The sequence below is a fragment of the Pseudomonas sp. BW16M2 genome (assembly GCF_014268865.1).
GTDB lineage: Bacteria > Pseudomonadota > Gammaproteobacteria > Pseudomonadales > Pseudomonadaceae > Aquipseudomonas > Aquipseudomonas peradeniyensis.
Window position 1 is genome coordinate 164011 of record NZ_JABWRI010000007.1, and the last position, 16359, is coordinate 180369.

Here is a 16359-nt window from a genome sequence, read left to right on the forward strand (position 1 = left end):
CATAGATAGCGGCTTCAACCACATCACCGTCCTCCTCGACGAAGCCGTCGAGGCCTTGGCCCTGCGCGCCGACGGTTGCTATCTGGACGGCACCTTCGGGCGCGGCGGCCACAGCCGCCTGATCCTCAGCAAGCTCGGGCCGCAAGGGCGGCTGCTGGGGTTCGACAAGGATCCACAGGCGATTGCCACCGGGCAAGCGCTGGCGGCCGAAGACGGCCGCTTTGTCATTGTGCAGCGCAGCTTTGCCGAGCTGGGCGCCGAGGTGGCCGAGCGCGGCCTGGCAGGCAAGGTCAGCGGCATCCTGCTTGACCTGGGCGTGTCTTCGCCGCAGCTCGATGACCCCGAGCGTGGCTTCAGTTTCCTCAACGACGGCCCGTTGGACATGCGCATGAACCCGGACCAGGGCATCAGCGCCGCCGAGTTCATCGCCACTGCGCCGGTCGAGGAAATCGCCCGTGTGTTCAAGGAATATGGCGAGGAGCGTTTCGCCGGGCGCATGGCGCGTGCCGTGGTCGAGCGTCGCGAGAAGCAGCCGTTCACCCGTACCGCCGACCTGGCCGAAGTGCTCAAGGTCGCCAACCCGGCCTGGGAGAAGGGCAAGAATCCGGCAACCCGCGCCTTCCAGGGCCTGCGTATTCACGTCAACAACGAACTGGGTGACCTCGAGACGGGCCTTGAAGCCGCGCTCGATGCCCTCGAAGTGGGCGGCCGCCTGGCGGTGATCAGCTTCCACTCGCTGGAAGACCGTATCGTCAAACTGTTCATGCGCAAGCTGGTCAAGGGCGAGGCGGACAACCTGCCGCGCAACCTGCCGGTGCAGCACAAGACCTTCGAACCGAAGATCAAGCTCATCGGCAAGGCGCAATTCGCCTCCGAAGCCGAGCTCAAGGCCAACCCGCGATCGCGCAGCGCCGTGATGCGGGTGGCGGAGAAGTTGCGGTGAGCCGGCTGTTTGCCAAACCTTTGCCAGGCGGAAGCTTCCTGATGCTTCTGCTGTTCGTCGCCGTCCTGATTTCGGCCATTGCCGTCTCCTATAGCGCCCACTGGAACCGCCAGCTGCTCAACACCCTGTACGGTGAACTGAGCGAGCGCGACAAGGCCCAGGCCGAGTGGGGCCGGCTGATCCTCGAGCAAAGCACCTGGACCGCCTCCAGCCGTATCGAGAGCCTGGCCTCCGAGCAGCTCAAGATGCGCGTGCCCGCCGCTGACGAAGTGCGGATGGTGGCGCCATGATGAAGCTCGAGGGCGCACTCTACCCCTGGCGGTTCAGGGTGGTGATCGGCTTGCTGGCGCTGATGGTCGGTGCCATCTGCTGGCGCATCATCGACCTGCAGGTGGTCGACCGTGACTTCCTCAAGGGCCAGGGCGATGCCCGCAGCTTGCGCCATATCCCCATTCCCGCGCACCGTGGCCTGATCACCGACCGCAATGGCGAGCCGCTGGCGGTCAGTACCCCGGTCACTACCTTATGGGCCAACCCCAAGGAAATGCAGGCGGCCAAGGAACGTTGGCCGCAACTGGCAGCCGCGCTCGGGCAGAACCCGCAGCAGCTGACCGAACGACTCACCCAGCAGGCCAGCAAGGAATTCATCTACCTGGTCCGCGGCCTGACCCCGGAGCAGGGCCAGCACGTGCTCGACCTGAAGGTGCCGGGCGTCTACGGCCTGGAAGAGTTCCGCCGCTTCTATCCGGCCGGCGACGTCACCGCGCACATGGTCGGCTTCACCGACCTGGACGACCATGGCCGTGAAGGCGTCGAGCTGGCCTACGACGAATGGCTCGCCGGGGTGCCCGGCAAGCGGCAGGTGATCAAGGACCGGCGCGGCCGGCTGATCAAGGACATCCAGGTAACCAAGAACGCCAAGGCCGGCAAGACCTTGGCGTTGTCGATAGACCTGCGTCTGCAATACCTGGCCACCCGCGAACTGCGCAACGCCATCGCCGAACAGGAAGCCAAGGCCGGCAGCCTGGTGATCATGGACGTCAAGACCGGCGAGGTCCTGGCCATGGTCAACCAGCCGACCTACAACCCGAACAACCGCCGCAGCATGTTCCCGGCGGCCATGCGCAACCGGGCGATCATCGACGTCTTCGAACCGGGCTCGACGGTCAAGCCGATCTCCATGAGCGCCGCGCTGCAGAGCGGCCGCTGGAAACCCACCGACAAGGTCGAGGTGTATCCGGGCAGCCTGCAAATTGGTCGCTACACCATCAAGGACGTGTCCAGAAGCGAGGGCCCGATCCTCGACCTGACGGGCATCCTGATCAACTCGTCCAACGTCGGCATGAGCAAGATCGCCTTCGATATCGGTGGCGAGGCCATCTACCGGGTGATGTCCCAGGTCGGTCTGGGCCAGTACACCGGCCTGGGCTTCCCAGGCGAGCGCGTCGGCAACCTGCCCAACCACCGTGAGTGGCGCAAGGCCGAGACCGCGACCCTGTCGTATGGCTACGGCGTGTCGGTGACCGCCCTGCAACTGGTGCATGCCTACGCCGCGCTGGCCAACGACGGCAAGATGGTGCCGCTGTCGATCCTCAAGGTCGACAAGGCGCCGGAAGCCGTGCAGGCGATCCCCAAGGAAACCGCCGAAACCGTGCAGGCCATGCTGCAGCAGGTGATCGAGGCGCCGCGCGGGGTGTTCCGCGCCCAGGTGCCGTTCTATCACGTGGGTGGCAAGTCGGGTACCGCGCGCAAGGCCACCGTCGGCTCCAAGGGCTACACCGAGAACGCCTACCGTTCGCTGTTCGCCGGCTTCGGCCCGATGAGCGACCCGCGCTACGCCATCGTCGTGGTCATCGACGAGCCGAGCAAGGGTGGCTACTTCGGCGGCCTGGTCTCGGCCCCCGTATTCAGCAAAGTGATGTCGGGCACCCTGCGCCTGATGAATGTACCGCCGGACAACCTGCCGCCTTCGACGCAGCAAGCCAGCGCAGTACCCGCCAAGGGAGGGCGAGGTTGATGACGATGCCATTGAGCAAACTGTTCGCCCATGCCAGCCGCGATCCGTTGATCCGCGAGCTGACCCTGGACAGCCGCGCCGTGCGTCCAGGCGACCTGTTCCTGGCCGTGCCGGGGGCCAAGGTCGATGGTCGCGCGCATATCGCCGATGCCCTGGCCCGTGGCGCCGCCGCGGTGGCCTACGAAGAGCAGGGCGCCAGCGTGCTGCCGCTCACCGATGCGCCGCTGATTCCGGTCAAGGGTTTGATTGGCCAGTTGTCGCAGATCGCCGGGCGCTTCTATGGCGAGCCGAGCCGTCAGCTCGACCTGGTCGGCGTGACCGGTACCAACGGCAAGACCAGCGTGACCCAGCTGCTTGCCCAGGCGCTCGACGCCCTGGGCAAGCGCTGTGGCCTGATCGGCACCCTCGGCACCGGCTTCTACGGCGAGCTGCAGAGTGGCCGCCTGACCACGCCGGACCCGATTGCCGTGCAATCGACCTTGAACGACCTGAAAAAGGGCGGCGCCAAGGCCGTGGCCATGGAGGTTTCCTCCCATGCCCTCGAACAGGGTCGGGTGGCCGCGCTGGACTTCGATATCGCGGTGATGACCAACCTGTCCCGCGACCACCTGGACTACCACGGCAGCATGGAGGCCTACGAGGCCGCCAAGGCAAAGCTGTTCGCCTGGCCAAGCCTGCGCGCCCGGGTGGTCAACCTGGATGATGACTTTGGGCGTCGCCTGGCAGACGCTCCTGCCACCTCGCGCCTGATCAGCTACAGCCTGCTGGATTCGGCGGCGACGCTGTTCTGCAAAGAGTCTGCCTTCAACGATGATGGCGTGCGCGCCGTGATCGTCACCCCCCAGGGCGAGCATGTCCTGCGCAGCCGCCTGCTGGGGCGTTTCAACCTGAGCAACATGCTGGCGGCGGTAGCCACGCTGATGGCGCTGGATTACCCGCTGGATGAAATTCTCAAGGTCACCCCGCAACTGCACGGGCCGGTCGGCCGCATGCAGCGCCTGGGTGGCGGTGACAAGCCGTTGGTGGTGGTCGATTACGCCCACACCCCGGATGCCCTGGAAAAAGTACTCGAAGCCTTGCGTCCGCACGCTCACGGCAAGCTGCTGTGCCTGTTCGGCTGTGGTGGCGATCGTGACGCCGGCAAGCGTCCGCTGATGGCCGAGGTGGCCGAGCGCCTGGCCGACCGTGTGCTGGTCACCGACGACAACCCGCGTAGCGAAGACCCCCTGCGGATCTTCGACGATATTCGCCCCGGTTTCGCCAAGCCTGCGGCCGTCGCGTTCGTCGCTGGCCGTGGCGCGGCCATTGCCCAACTGATCGCCAGTGCCAGTGTCGACGACGTGATCGTCCTGGCTGGCAAGGGGCACGAGGATTACCAGGAGATCAATGGCCAGCGCCATGACTTCTCCGACCTGGTCGAAGCCGACAAGGCACTTGCAGCCTGGGAGGCGCCACATGCTTAAGCCGATGATTCTCAGCCAACTGACCGGTGTTCTGAGTGCGCGCCTGGCAGGCGCCGACGCCAGCTTCACCGGTGTGAGCATCGACAGCCGCACCGTCGCTGCCGGCCAACTGTTCGTCGCCCTGACCGGCCCACGCTTCGATGGCCACGACTACCTGGCCGACGTGAAAGCCAAGGGCGCGGTCGCCGCGCTGGTCGAGCGCGAAGTCGCCGGTGTCGACCTGCCGCAGCTGCTGGTCGCCGACTGCCGCGTCGCTCTCGGTCAGCTCGGCGCCCTGAACCGTGCCGCCTTCGACAAGCCGGTGGTGGCCATCACCGGTTCCAGCGGCAAGACCACGGTCAAGGAAATGCTCGCCGCGATCCTGCGTACCCGCGGGCCGGTGCATGCCACCCGGGGCAACCTGAACAACGACCTCGGCGCACCACTGACCCTGCTGGAGATCGCTCCGGAGCACAGCGCCGCGGTGATCGAGCTGGGCGCCTCGCGCATTGGCGAAATCCGCTACACCGTCGGCCTGACCCGGCCGCAGGTGGTGATCATCAACAACGCCGGTACCGCCCACGTCGGCGAGTTCGGTGGTCCGGAGAAGATCGTCGAAGCCAAGGGCGAGATCCTCGAAGGCCTGGGCGAGGGCGGCACGGCCATCCTCAACCTGGCCGACAAGGCGTTCGAGATCTGGCGCAAGCGGGCGGGCGATCACCGCATCTTCAGTTTCGCCCTGGACAATCCGCAGGCGGACTTCCACGCCAGTGATATCGGGCGCGATGCCCGTGGCTGCCCGTCGTTCACCCTGCACGGCCCGGACGGCAGCGTCCCGGTGCAGTTGAACCTGCTCGGCACCCACAACGTCAGCAACGCCCTGGCCGCCGCTGCCGCCGCCCATGCCGTTGGTCTGAGCCTGAGCGGCATCGCCGCCGGCCTCGCTGCCGTGCAACCGGTCAAGGGCCGCACCGTGGCGCAGATCGCGCCCAGCGGCGTGCGGGTCATCGACGACAGCTACAACGCAAATCCCACCTCGATGTGCGCCGCCATTGATATACTCGCCGGCTTTTCCGGACGCACCGTCCTGGTGCTCGGGGATATCGGCGAACTGGGACAATGGGCCGAGGAAGGCCACCGTCAGGTGGGCGACTACGCCCGCGGCAAGGTCGACGCGTTGTACGCGGTGGGCACCAACATGGCCCATGCGGTCAAGGCGTTCGGCGCCAATGGCCGTCATTTCGCTACTCAAGCTGAGCTGATCGCTGCCGTTGGCGCCGAGAATACCAGCGATACCACTATCTTGATCAAGGGCTCGCGCAGCGCTGCGATGGAAAACGTCGTGGCCGCACTGTGTGGTGCCAGCGGGGAGAAACATTAATGCTGCTGCTGTTGGCTGAGTATCTGCAACAGTTCCACAAGGGCTTCGCGGTCTTCCAATACCTGACCCTGCGCGGGATTCTGGGTGTGCTGACCGCGTTGTCCCTGGCCCTGTGGTTGGGCCCGTGGATGATCCGTACCCTGCAGATCCGCCAGATCGGTCAGGCCGTGCGCAACGACGGCCCGCAATCGCACCTGTCCAAATCCGGCACCCCGACCATGGGCGGCGCGCTGATCCTGTCGGCCATCGCCATCAGCACCCTGCTGTGGGCCGACCTGACCAACCGCTACGTATGGGTGGTGCTGATCGTCACCCTGGCGTTCGGCGCCATCGGCTGGGTCGACGACTACCGCAAGGTGATCGAGAAGAACTCCCGCGGCCTGCCGAGCCGCTGGAAGTATTTCTGGCAGTCGGTGTTCGGCCTGGCCGCGGCGATCTTCCTGTACAAGACCGCGCCGACCAGCGTCGAGACCACGCTGATCATCCCGATGCTCAAGGACCTGGCGATTCCGCTGGGTGCCGGGTTCATCGTGCTGACCTATTTCGTCATCGTCGGTTCGAGCAACGCGGTCAACCTGACCGACGGCCTCGATGGCCTGGCGATCATGCCGACGGTGATGGTCGGCGGTGCCCTGGGCATCTTCTGCTACCTGTCGGGTAACGTGAAGTTCGCCGAATACCTGCTGATCCCTTACGTGCCGGGCGCAGGCGAGCTGATCGTGTTCTGCGGCGCGCTGATCGGCGCCGGCCTGGGCTTCCTGTGGTTCAACACCTATCCGGCCCAGGTGTTCATGGGCGACGTCGGCGCCCTGGCGCTGGGCGCGGCCCTGGGCACCATCGCGGTGATCGTCCGTCAGGAGGTCGTCCTGTTCATCATGGGCGGCGTGTTCGTGATGGAAACCCTGTCGGTGGTCATCCAGGTGGCGTCGTTCAAGCTCACCGGCAAGCGCGTGTTCCGCATGGCGCCGATCCACCACCACTTTGAACTCAAGGGTTGGCCCGAGCCACGGGTGATCGTCCGCTTCTGGATCATCACCGTGATTCTGGTGCTGATTGGCCTTGCCACCCTGAAACTGAGGTAAACGAGCGTGTCACTGATCGCTTCCGACCAATTCCGCATCGTTGTCGGCCTCGGCAAGAGCGGCATGTCCCTGGTTCGCTTCCTGGCGAACCGGGGCATTGCCTTTGCGGTCGCCGACACCCGCGAGCAACCGCCGGAACTGGACACCCTGCGCCGTGATTACCCGCAGGTGGAAGTGCGCTGTGGCGAGCTGGACGTGGACTTCCTGTGCCGGGCCAACGAGCTGTACGTGAGCCCCGGCCTGGCCCTGGCCACGCCTGCCCTGCAGCAGGCCGCCGCGCGCGGCGTGAAGCTGTCCGGCGACATCGAGCTGTTCGCCCGCCACGCCAAGGCACCGATCGTCGCGATCAGCGGCTCCAACGCCAAGAGCACCGTCACCACCCTGGTCGGCGAGATGGCCGCCAAGGCAGGCAAACGTGTGGCGGTCGGCGGCAACCTTGGCACCCCGGCCCTCGACCTGCTGGCCGACGACGTCGAGCTGTACGTGCTGGAGCTGTCGAGCTTCCAGCTGGAGACCACCGACCAGCTCAACGCTGAAGTGGCCACCGTGCTGAACATCAGTGAAGACCACATGGACCGCTACAGCGGCCTGCCGGCCTATCACCTGGCCAAGCACCGGATCTTCCGCGGTGCCCGCCAGGTGGTGGTGAACCGCCAGGATGCCCTGAGCCGTCCGTTGCCGGTCGAAGGCCGGCCGAGCTGGAGCTTCGGTCTCAACGCGCCGGACTTCAAGGCCTTTGGCCTGCGCGAGGTCGAGGGCGAGAAGTACCTGGCGTTTGAATTCCAGACCCTCATGCCGGTGCGTGAGCTGAAGATCCGTGGCGCCCACAACCACAGCAACGCCCTGGCCGCGCTGGCCCTCGGCCATGCCGCCGGCCTGCCCTTCGAGCCGATGCTCGAGGCGCTGCGTGAGTTCAAAGGCCTGGCCCATCGCTGCCAGTGGGTGCGCGAGCGCAACGGGGTGAACTGGTACGACGACTCCAAGGCCACCAACGTCGGTGCCGCCCTGGCCGCCATTGAAGGACTGGGCGCCGATATCGAAGGCAAGCTGGTACTGATCGCCGGTGGCGATGGCAAGGGCGCCGATTTCGCCGCACTGCGCGAGCCGATGGCTCAACACTGCCGTGCGGTAGTGCTGCTCGGCCGTGACGCCGAGCGTCTGGCCGAAACCCTGGGCGATGCCGTGGCGCAAGTCCGGGTCAAGACCCTCGACGAAGCCGTGCAGCGTTGCGCCGAACTGGCCCAGCCGGGTGACGCGGTGCTGCTGTCGCCTGCCTGCGCCAGCCTCGACATGTTCAAGAATTTCGAAGAACGCGGGCGCCTGTTCGCCCAGGCGGCGGAGGGGCTGGCATGATCTTCGGCATCCTCAAACCGTACCCGTCGCCGCTGATCAGCGGCCGTGGCATCGACCTCGACTTCCCGCTGCTGGCCGGCTGCCTGGCGCTGCTCGGCCTGGGCCTGGTGATGATCACCTCGGCGTCCTCGGAAGTGGCCGCGGTGCAGTCGGGCAACCCGCTGTACCACATGTTCCGCCACCTGGTGTACGTCACCCTCGGCCTGGGTGCCGGGTTGCTGACCATGCTGGTGCCGATCGCCACCTGGCAGCGCATGGGCTTCCTCATGCTGATCGGTGCCTTCGGCCTGCTGGTGCTGGTGCTGGTGCCGGGCATCGGCCGTGAGGTGAACGGCTCGATGCGCTGGATCGGCTTCAGCTTCTTCAACGTGCAGCCGTCGGAGATCGCCAAGGTCTTCGTGGTCATCTATCTCGCCGGCTACCTGGTTCGCCGGCAGACCGAGGTGCGGGAAAGCTGGATGGGCTTCTTCAAGCCGTTCATCGTGCTGCTGCCGATGGCCGGCCTGCTGCTGATGGAGCCGGACTTCGGCGCCACGGTGGTGATGATGGGCGCTGCGGCGGCCATGCTGTTCCTTGGCGGGGTGGGGTTGTTCCGCTTCTCGCTGATGGTGGTGCTGGCGGTCATTTCGGTGGTGGTGCTGGTCCAGGCCCAGCCGTACCGCATGGCGCGACTGATCACCTTCACCGACCCCTGGTCCGACCAGTTCGGTTCCGGCTACCAGCTGACCCAGGCGCTGATCGCCTTCGGCCGCGGCGAGTGGCTGGGCGTGGGCCTGGGCAACAGCGTGCAGAAGCAGTTCTACCTGCCCGAGGCGCATACCGACTTCGTGTTCTCGGTGCTGGCCGAAGAGCTCGGCGTGATCGGCTCGCTGCTGACCATCGCGCTGTTCGTCTTCATTACCGTGCGCGCGCTGTACATCGGCCTGTGGGCCGAGAAGGCCAAGCAGTTCTTCGCCGCCTACATGGCCTTTGGCCTGTCGTTCCTGTGGATCGGCCAGTTCCTGATCAACATCGGCGTGAACGTCGGCCTGCTGCCGACCAAGGGTCTGACCCTGCCGTTCCTCAGCTACGGCGGCAGCTCGCTGGTGATCTGCTGCGCCTGCGTCGGGCTGTTGCTACGGATCGAGTGGGAGAGCCGCACGCACCTGGGCAGCGAGGAACACGAATTCAAGGAGAGCGATTTTGCCGAGGAGACCAGTCATGGCCGCTGACGGCAAGAACATCCTGATCATGGCCGGCGGTACCGGGGGCCACGTGTTCCCGGCCCTGGCCTGCGCCCGCGAGTTCCAGGCCCGTGGCTACAAGGTGCACTGGCTGGGCACCCCGCGTGGCATCGAGAACGAACTGGTACCCCAGGCCGGCCTGCCGTTGCACCTGATCCAGGTCACCGGCCTGCGCGGCAAGGGCAAGCTGTCGCTGCTCAAGGCGCCGTTCACCCTGATCAAGGCCGTGCTGCAGGCGCGGCGCATCGTGCGTGAGCTCAAGCCGGTCTGCGTGGTCGGCTTCGGTGGCTATGTGACCGGCCCCGGCGGTGTTGCCGCCCGGTTGTGCGGGGTACCGCTGGTGATCCACGAGCAGAATGCCCGCGCCGGCACCACCAATCGCCTGCTGCTGCCGTTGGCCGCGCGTGTCTGCGAAGCCTTCCCGGACACCTTCGCCGCCAGCGACAAGCTGCGCACCACCGGCAATCCGGTGCGCCCGGAGCTGTTCATGGACGCGGCACGCGCGCCCCTGGCCGAGCGCCGTGCGCGCCTGCTGGTCATGGGCGGCAGCCTGGGTGCGGAACCATTGAACAAATTGTTGCCTAAGGCCCTGTCCGAAGTGCCGGAAAACCTGCGCCCCGAGGTGTTCCACCAGGCCGGGAAAAACCACGCCCCCGTCACCGCCGAGCGTTATCACGAGGCAGGTGTCGAGGCCCAGGTCGAACCGTTCATCAAGGACATGGCCCATGCCTATGGCTGGGCCGATATGGTGGTGTGCCGGGCCGGCGCCCTGACCGTCAGCGAACTCGCGGCGGCGGGCCTGCCCTCGATGCTGGTGCCCTTGCCCCATGCCATCGACGACCACCAGACCCACAACGCCCAATACCTGGCTCGTGAAGGCGCCGCCTTCCTGATGCCACAAGCGACTACTGGCGCAGCGCAGCTCGCTGAACGCCTGAACGAGGTGCTGATGCAACCCGAGAAACTCAATGCCATGGCTGGCACCGCCCGCCGCCTGGCCAAACCTGGCGCAACCAGCACCGTGGTCGATATCTGCCTGGAGGTGGCCCATGGTTGAGAGCCAGAAAGCCATGCCCCACCCGAAAATGGGTCGTATCCGTCGCATCCACTTCGTCGGCATCGGCGGCGTGGGCATGTGCGGCATCGCCGAAGTGCTGCTGAACCTGGGCTATGAAGTGTCCGGTTCCGACCTGAAAGAGTCGCCGGTGACCGAGCGCCTGCAGTCGTTCGGCGCGCAGATCTTCGTCGGCCACCGCGCCGAGAACGCCGCCAACGCCGATGTGCTGGTGGTGTCCAGTGCGATCAACCCGGCCAACCCGGAAGTCGCCACCGCCTTGGAGCGGCGTATTCCCGTGGTGCCGCGCGCCGAGATGCTCGCCGAGCTGATGCGCTACCGCCACGGCGTTGCCGTTGCCGGCACCCACGGCAAGACCACCACCACCAGCCTGCTGGCCTCGGTGTTCGCCGCCGGTGGCCTGGACCCGACCTTCGTCATTGGCGGTCGCCTGACCGCAGCCGGTACCAACGCGCAGCTGGGCACCAGCCGCTATCTGATCGCCGAGGCCGACGAGAGCGACGCCAGCTTCCTGCACCTGCAGCCGATGGTCGCTGTGGTCACCAACATCGACGCCGACCACATGGCCACCTACGAGGGCGACTTCAACAAGCTGAAGAAGACCTTCGTCGAGTTCCTGCACAACCTGCCGTTCTACGGGCTGGCGGTGATGTGCCTGGACGACCCGGTGGTGCGCGAGATCCTGCCGCAGGTCAAGCGTCCGACCGTCACCTACGGCTTCAGCGAAGAGGCCGACATCCGCGCCATCAACGTGCGCCAGCAGGGCATGCAGACCCACTTCACCGTGCTGCGCCGTGACTGCGAGCCGCTCGAGGTGTCGGTGAACATGCCGGGCAACCACAACGTGCTCAACGCCCTGGCCACCATCGCCATCGCCACCGACGAGGGCATTAGCGACGAAGCCATCGTCCAGGGCCTGTCGGGCTTCCAGGGCGTCGGTCGGCGCTTCCAGGTGTACGGCGAGCTGCCGGTCGACGGCGGCAGCGTGATGCTGGTCGACGACTACGGTCACCACCCGACCGAAGTCGCCGCGGTGATCAAGGCCGTGCGTGGCGGCTGGCCGAGCCGCCGCCTGGTGATCGTCTACCAGCCGCACCGCTACAGCCGCACCCGCGACCTGTACGACGATTTCGTCCAGGTACTGGGCGATGCCAACGTGCTGCTGCTGATGGAGGTCTACCCGGCCGGCGAAGAGCCGATCCCCGGCGCCGACAGCCGCCAGCTGTGCCACAGCATCCGCCAGCGCGGCAAGCTCGACCCGATCTACATCGAACGCGGCGCCGAGCTAGCGCCGCTGGTCAAGCCGCTGCTGCGTGCCGGCGACATCCTGATCTGCCAGGGTGCCGGTGATGTCGGCGGCCTGGCCCCGCAACTGATGAAAAGCCCGCTGTTCGCTGGCGCCAAGCAGGAGAAGTCGAAATGACCAGCGCCTACGACACGCTGCATTCCACCCTCGACGTCAAGGCCTTCGGCCGCGTCGCCGTGTTGTACGGTGGCAAGAGCGCCGAGCGCGAGGTCTCGCTCAAGTCGGGCAAGGCCGTGATCGAGGCGCTGACCAGCGCCGGTGTCGACGTGGTCGCCATCGACGTCGGTGACGACCTGTTGGATCGCCTGCAGCGCGAGAAGATCGACCGTGCCTTCATCATCCTCCATGGCCGTGGCGGCGAGGACGGCAGCATGCAGGGCCTGCTCGAGTGCCTGGGGATTCCCTACACCGGCAGTGGCATCCTCGCCTCGGCGCTGGCCATGGACAAGCTACGCACCAAGCAGGTGTGGCAGAGCCTGGGCATCCCGACCCCGCGTCACGCGGTGCTGGGCAGCGAGCAGGATTGTGTTGCCGCCAGTGCGGAACTGGGCTTCCCGTTGATCGTCAAACCTGCCCATGAAGGTTCGAGCATCGGCATGGCCAAGGTGAACAGCGAGCAGGAGCTGGTCGCTGCCTGGAAAGACGCCGCCAAATACGATTCGCAAGTACTGGTCGAGCAGTGGATCCACGGTCCGGAGTTCACCGTCGCTGTGCTGCGCGGCCAGGTACTGCCGCCGATCGCGCTGGGCACCCCGCATGTGTTCTACGACTACGACGCCAAGTACATCGCCAATGACACCCAGTACCGCATCCCGTGTGGCCTGGACAGTGCCAAGGAACAAGAGCTTATCGACCTGACCGCGCGTGCCTGCGATGCCGTTGGCATCGAGGGCTGGGGCCGTCTGGACGTGATGCAGGACGAGCAGGGCCGGTTCTGGCTGCTCGAGGTCAACACCGCACCGGGCATGACCGACCATAGCCTGGTGCCCATGGCGGCCCGCGCCGCCGGTCTGGACTTCCAGCAGCTGGTGCTGGCGATCCTGGCCGACAGCGTAGCGAAGCGAGGTTAACCAGCCATGCAAGGCGCGATGATACGTCAGCAACCACCCGTTACCGGCCGCAGCAAGCCGGTGCCACGTGGTGCCAGCCGACTGGTGGCCGACGAGCCCGTATCGGCGCGCCTGCCTCGGCCAAGCTTCGGCGGTCTCAAGCGCCTGCTGTGGCCGGTGCTGCTGGTGGCCGCAGGCTTTGGCGCCTACGAGGGCGCCATCCGCCTGATGCCCTACGCAGACCGGCCGATCACCAAGATCGACGTGCAGGGCGACCTCAGCTACATCAGCCAGCAGTCGGTGCAGCAGCGAATCGCCCCCTATGTGGCGGCGAGCTTCTTCACCGTCGACCTGGCGGCGATGCGCGTGGAACTGGAGCAGATGCCCTGGATCGCCCATGCCGAAGTGCGCCGGGTGTGGCCGGACGAGGTGGTGATCCGCCTGGAAGAACAGTTGCCGGTGGCGCGCTGGGGCGACGAGGCCTTGCTCAACAACCAGGGCCAGGCCTTCACCCCGCGCGAGCTGGCCAACTACGAGCACCTGCCGCAGCTGTTCGGGCCGCAGCGCGCTCAGCAACAAGTCATGCAGCAGTATCAGGTATTGAGCCAGATGCTGCGCCCCATGGGCTTTTCCATCGCTCGCCTGGAGCTGCGCGAGCGAGGCAGCTGGTTCCTGACCACCGGTGCGGGCAGCGCCGGTGCGGGCGTCGAGCTGCTGTTGGGGCGCGACCATCTGGTGGAGAAGATGCGCCGTTTCATTGCCATTTACGACAAATCGCTTAAAGACCAGATCACCAATATCGCCCGCATCGATCTGCGTTATTCCAACGGACTTGCCGTTGGTTGGCGGGAACCGAATGCACCGACGACGGCCCAACCCGCCGTTGCGAAGAATTAGAGAGAGGCAGGACCATGGCAAACGCGCATAGCGGCAAAATGATCGTCGGGCTGGACATCGGCACCTCCAAGGTGGTGGCGCTGGTGGGTGAGGTCGGCGAGGACGGCACCCTGGAGATCGTCGGGATCGGCACCCATCCATCCCGCGGCCTGAAGAAGGGCGTGGTGGTGAACATCGAATCGACCGTGCAGTCGATCCAGCGCGCCGTCGAAGAGGCCCAGCTGATGGCCGGCTGCCGCATCCACTCGGCGTTCGTCGGCGTGGCCGGCAACCACATCCGCAGCCTGAACTCCCATGGCATCGTCGCCATCCGCGACCGCGAAGTCAGCACCGCCGACCTCGAGCGCGTGCTCGACGCCGCCCAGGCCGTGGCCATTCCGGCCGACCAGCGCGTGCTGCACACCCTGCCGCAGGACTACGTGATCGACAACCAGGAAGGCGTGCGCGAGCCCCTGGGCATGTCGGGCGTGCGCCTGGAAGCCAAGGTCCACGTGGTCACCTGCGCGGTCAACGCGGCGCAGAACATCGAGAAGTGCGTGCGCCGCTGCGGCCTGGAAATCGACGACATCATCCTCGAGCAATTGGCCTCGGCCTACTCGGTGCTGACCGACGACGAGAAAGAGCTGGGCGTGTGCCTGGTGGACATCGGCGGCGGCACCACCGACATCGCCATCTTCACCGAAGGCGCGATTCGTCACACCGCGGTGATCCCGATCGCGGGCGATCAGGTCACCAACGACATCGCCATGGCCCTGCGCACCCCCACGCAGTACGCCGAGGAAATCAAGATCCGCTACGCCTGCGCCCTGGCCAAGCTGGCCGGCGCCGGCGAGACCATCAAGGTGCCGAGCGTCGGCGACCGTCCGCCGCGCGAGCTGTCGCGCCAGGCCCTGGCCGAAGTGGTGGAACCGCGTTACGACGAGCTGTTCACCCTGATCCAGGCCGAACTGCGTCGCAGCGGTTTCGAGGACCTGGTGCCGGCCGGCATCGTCCTCACCGGCGGCACCGCGAAGATGGAAGGCGCCGTGGAACTGGCCGAGGAAATCTTCCACATGCCGGTACGCCTGGGCGTGCCGCACAGCGTTCGGGGCCTGAGCGACGTGGTGCGCAACCCGATCTATTCCACCGGCGTGGGCCTGCTCACCTACGGTCTGCAGAAGCAGTCCGAGGACCCGTCCCTGACCGGTATCAGCAACAGCAACAGCAGCAACAACAGCTATGGCGATGAACCGAAGGGCCCTGTGCTTGAACGACTCAAGCGTTGGGTCCAGAGCAACTTCTAAGTTTCAAAGCAGTAGTGGTAGGCGCGACAACTAGAGAACTGTAAGGAGAGGGAAAATGTTCGAGCTCGTAGACAACGTCCCGCAGAGTCCGGTCATCAAGGTGATCGGCGTTGGCGGTGGTGGCGGCAACGCCGTCAACCACATGGTCAAAAGCAATATCGAAGGCGTCGAGTTCATCTGCGCCAACACCGATGCCCAGGCGCTGAAGAACATCGGCGCGCGCACCATCCTGCAACTGGGCACCGGCGTGACCAAGGGCCTGGGTGCCGGCGCCAATCCGGAAGTCGGCCGTCAGGCCGCGCTGGAAGACCGTGAGCGCATCGCCGAGGTGCTGCAGGGCACCAACATGGTGTTCATCACCACCGGCATGGGTGGCGGTACCGGTACCGGCGCGGCGCCGATCATCGCCGAAGTGGCCAAGGAAATGGGCATCCTCACCGTTGCGGTGGTGACCCGTCCGTTCCCGTTCGAGGGCCGCAAGCGCATGCAGATCGCCGACGAAGGCATCCGCATGCTGGCTGAAAGCGTCGACTCGCTGATCACCATCCCCAACGAGAAGCTGCTGACCATCCTGGGCAAAGATGCAAGCCTCTTGTCCGCCTTCGCCAAGGCCGACGACGTGCTGGCCGGTGCCGTTCGCGGTATCTCCGACATCATCAAGCGTCCGGGCATGATCAACGTCGACTTCGCCGACGTGCGCACCGTGATGGGCGAGATGGGCATGGCGATGATGGGTACCGGTTGCGCCAGCGGCCCGAACCGTGCTCGCGAAGCCACCGAGGCGGCGATCCGCAACCCGCTGCTCGAGGACGTCAACCTGCAGGGTGCCCGCGGCATCCTGGTGAACATCACCGCAGGTCCCGACCTGTCGCTGGGCGAGTACTCCGACGTGGGTAGCATCATCGAGGCCTTCGCCTCCGACCACGCGATGGTCAAGGTCGGCACCGTGATCGACCCGGACATGCGCGACGAGCTGCACGTGACCGTGGTGGCCACCGGCCTGGGCGCGCGCATCGAGAAGCCGGTCAAGGTGGTCGACAACACCCTGCAGACCGCTCAGCAGGCGTACGAGGCTTCCAACCCGGCCCCGGTTCGCCAGGAGCAGTCGGCGGTCAACTACCGTGACCTGGAGCGTCCGACCGTGATGCGCAACCAGGCCCACGCGGGTGCCGCGGCGGCAGCTAAACTCAACCCTCAGGATGATCTGGACTACCTGGATATCCCGGCGTTCCTGCGTCGTCAGGCCGATTAATGGAATTTATCAGGGGTATTAGGGTGATTGGTGTTCAGCAAAGGCCGGGTCTGTTA

General features: G+C 66.0%; 14 protein-coding genes. All 14 read left to right on the plus strand.

Annotated elements, in window-relative coordinates:
* The first annotated feature begins 1 nt into the window (after position 1).
* From rsmH to ftsZ, 14 genes are read left to right on the plus strand one after another with little or no spacing between them, the layout of a single operon-like run.
* Positions 2-943: a 16S rRNA (cytosine(1402)-N(4))-methyltransferase RsmH gene (gene rsmH, locus HU735_RS09390; RefSeq protein WP_186713269.1), complete on the plus strand. Its 942-nt coding sequence runs from the start codon at positions 2-4 to the stop codon at positions 941-943.
* Positions 940-1233: a cell division protein FtsL gene (ftsL, locus tag HU735_RS09395; protein ID WP_028689746.1), complete on the plus strand. Its 294-nt coding sequence runs from the start codon at positions 940-942 to the stop codon at positions 1231-1233. The genes rsmH and ftsL overlap by 4 nt, the downstream gene beginning before the upstream one ends.
* A complete protein-coding gene (locus HU735_RS09400) occupies positions 1233-2960 on the plus strand; it encodes a penicillin-binding protein 2 (RefSeq protein WP_162232950.1) in 1728 nt (575 codons plus the stop codon). The genes ftsL and HU735_RS09400 overlap by 1 nt, the downstream gene beginning before the upstream one ends.
* Positions 2960-4423, plus strand: a complete 1464-nt coding sequence (locus HU735_RS09405; RefSeq protein ID WP_186713252.1) for a UDP-N-acetylmuramoyl-L-alanyl-D-glutamate--2,6-diaminopimelate ligase — start codon at positions 2960-2962, stop codon at positions 4421-4423. Before HU735_RS09400 ends, HU735_RS09405 begins: the two co-directional genes overlap by 1 nt.
* The gene (murF, locus tag HU735_RS09410; protein WP_186713253.1) at positions 4416-5783 is read left to right on the plus strand and encodes a UDP-N-acetylmuramoyl-tripeptide--D-alanyl-D-alanine ligase; all 1368 of its coding nucleotides are present in this window, start codon (positions 4416-4418) and stop codon (positions 5781-5783) included. The genes HU735_RS09405 and murF overlap by 8 nt, the downstream gene beginning before the upstream one ends.
* A complete protein-coding gene (mraY, locus tag HU735_RS09415) occupies positions 5783-6865 on the plus strand; it encodes a phospho-N-acetylmuramoyl-pentapeptide-transferase (RefSeq protein WP_011535540.1) in 1083 nt (360 codons plus the stop codon). Before murF ends, mraY begins: the two co-directional genes overlap by 1 nt.
* A gap of 6 nt (positions 6866-6871) precedes the next feature.
* The gene (gene murD, locus HU735_RS09420; RefSeq protein ID WP_186713254.1) at positions 6872-8218 is read left to right on the plus strand and encodes a UDP-N-acetylmuramoyl-L-alanine--D-glutamate ligase; all 1347 of its coding nucleotides are present in this window, start codon (positions 6872-6874) and stop codon (positions 8216-8218) included.
* Complete coding sequence (gene ftsW, locus HU735_RS09425) at positions 8218-9429, plus strand: putative lipid II flippase FtsW (RefSeq protein ID WP_186713270.1); 1212 nt, start codon at positions 8218-8220, stop codon at positions 9427-9429. Before murD ends, ftsW begins: the two co-directional genes overlap by 1 nt.
* Entirely contained in the window at positions 9419-10498 is a 1080-nt protein-coding gene (gene murG, locus HU735_RS09430) for an undecaprenyldiphospho-muramoylpentapeptide beta-N-acetylglucosaminyltransferase (protein WP_050703850.1), read from the plus strand. The genes ftsW and murG overlap by 11 nt, the downstream gene beginning before the upstream one ends.
* Positions 10491-11939: a UDP-N-acetylmuramate--L-alanine ligase gene (murC, locus tag HU735_RS09435; protein WP_186713255.1), complete on the plus strand. Its 1449-nt coding sequence runs from the start codon at positions 10491-10493 to the stop codon at positions 11937-11939. Before murG ends, murC begins: the two co-directional genes overlap by 8 nt.
* Positions 11936-12892: a D-alanine--D-alanine ligase gene (locus HU735_RS09440; RefSeq protein ID WP_050703852.1), complete on the plus strand. Its 957-nt coding sequence runs from the start codon at positions 11936-11938 to the stop codon at positions 12890-12892. The genes murC and HU735_RS09440 overlap by 4 nt, the downstream gene beginning before the upstream one ends.
* 6 nt (positions 12893-12898) lie before the next feature.
* Positions 12899-13768 (plus strand): cell division protein FtsQ/DivIB, encoded by an 870-nt coding sequence (locus HU735_RS09445; protein ID WP_062364074.1) that lies wholly within the window; start codon positions 12899-12901, stop codon positions 13766-13768.
* A 14-nt stretch (positions 13769-13782) separates the two neighbouring features.
* A complete protein-coding gene (gene ftsA / locus HU735_RS09450) occupies positions 13783-15051 on the plus strand; it encodes a cell division protein FtsA (protein WP_028689735.1) in 1269 nt (422 codons plus the stop codon).
* A 55-nt stretch (positions 15052-15106) separates the two neighbouring features.
* Positions 15107-16303, plus strand: a complete 1197-nt coding sequence (gene ftsZ, locus HU735_RS09455) for a cell division protein FtsZ (RefSeq protein WP_028689734.1) — start codon at positions 15107-15109, stop codon at positions 16301-16303.
* The last annotated feature ends 56 nt before the right edge of the window (positions 16304-16359 follow it).

Coding starts and splice junctions, on each gene's coding strand:
- murC (WP_186713255.1), top strand. CDS start 10,491: ATGGTTGAGAGCCAGAAAGCCATGCCCCACCCGAAAATGGGTCGTATC.
- ftsA (WP_028689735.1), top strand. CDS start 13,783: ATGGCAAACGCGCATAGCGGCAAAATGATCGTCGGGCTGGACATCGGC.
- mraY (WP_011535540.1), top strand. CDS start 5,783: ATGCTGCTGCTGTTGGCTGAGTATCTGCAACAGTTCCACAAGGGCTTC.
- murG (WP_050703850.1), top strand. CDS start 9,419: ATGGCCGCTGACGGCAAGAACATCCTGATCATGGCCGGCGGTACCGGG.
- HU735_RS09400 (WP_162232950.1), top strand. CDS start 1,233: ATGAAGCTCGAGGGCGCACTCTACCCCTGGCGGTTCAGGGTGGTGATC.
- HU735_RS09440 (WP_050703852.1), top strand. CDS start 11,936: ATGACCAGCGCCTACGACACGCTGCATTCCACCCTCGACGTCAAGGCC.
- murF (WP_186713253.1), top strand. CDS start 4,416: ATGCTTAAGCCGATGATTCTCAGCCAACTGACCGGTGTTCTGAGTGCG.
- HU735_RS09445 (WP_062364074.1), top strand. CDS start 12,899: ATGCAAGGCGCGATGATACGTCAGCAACCACCCGTTACCGGCCGCAGC.
- HU735_RS09405 (WP_186713252.1), top strand. CDS start 2,960: ATGACGATGCCATTGAGCAAACTGTTCGCCCATGCCAGCCGCGATCCG.
- ftsZ (WP_028689734.1), top strand. CDS start 15,107: ATGTTCGAGCTCGTAGACAACGTCCCGCAGAGTCCGGTCATCAAGGTG.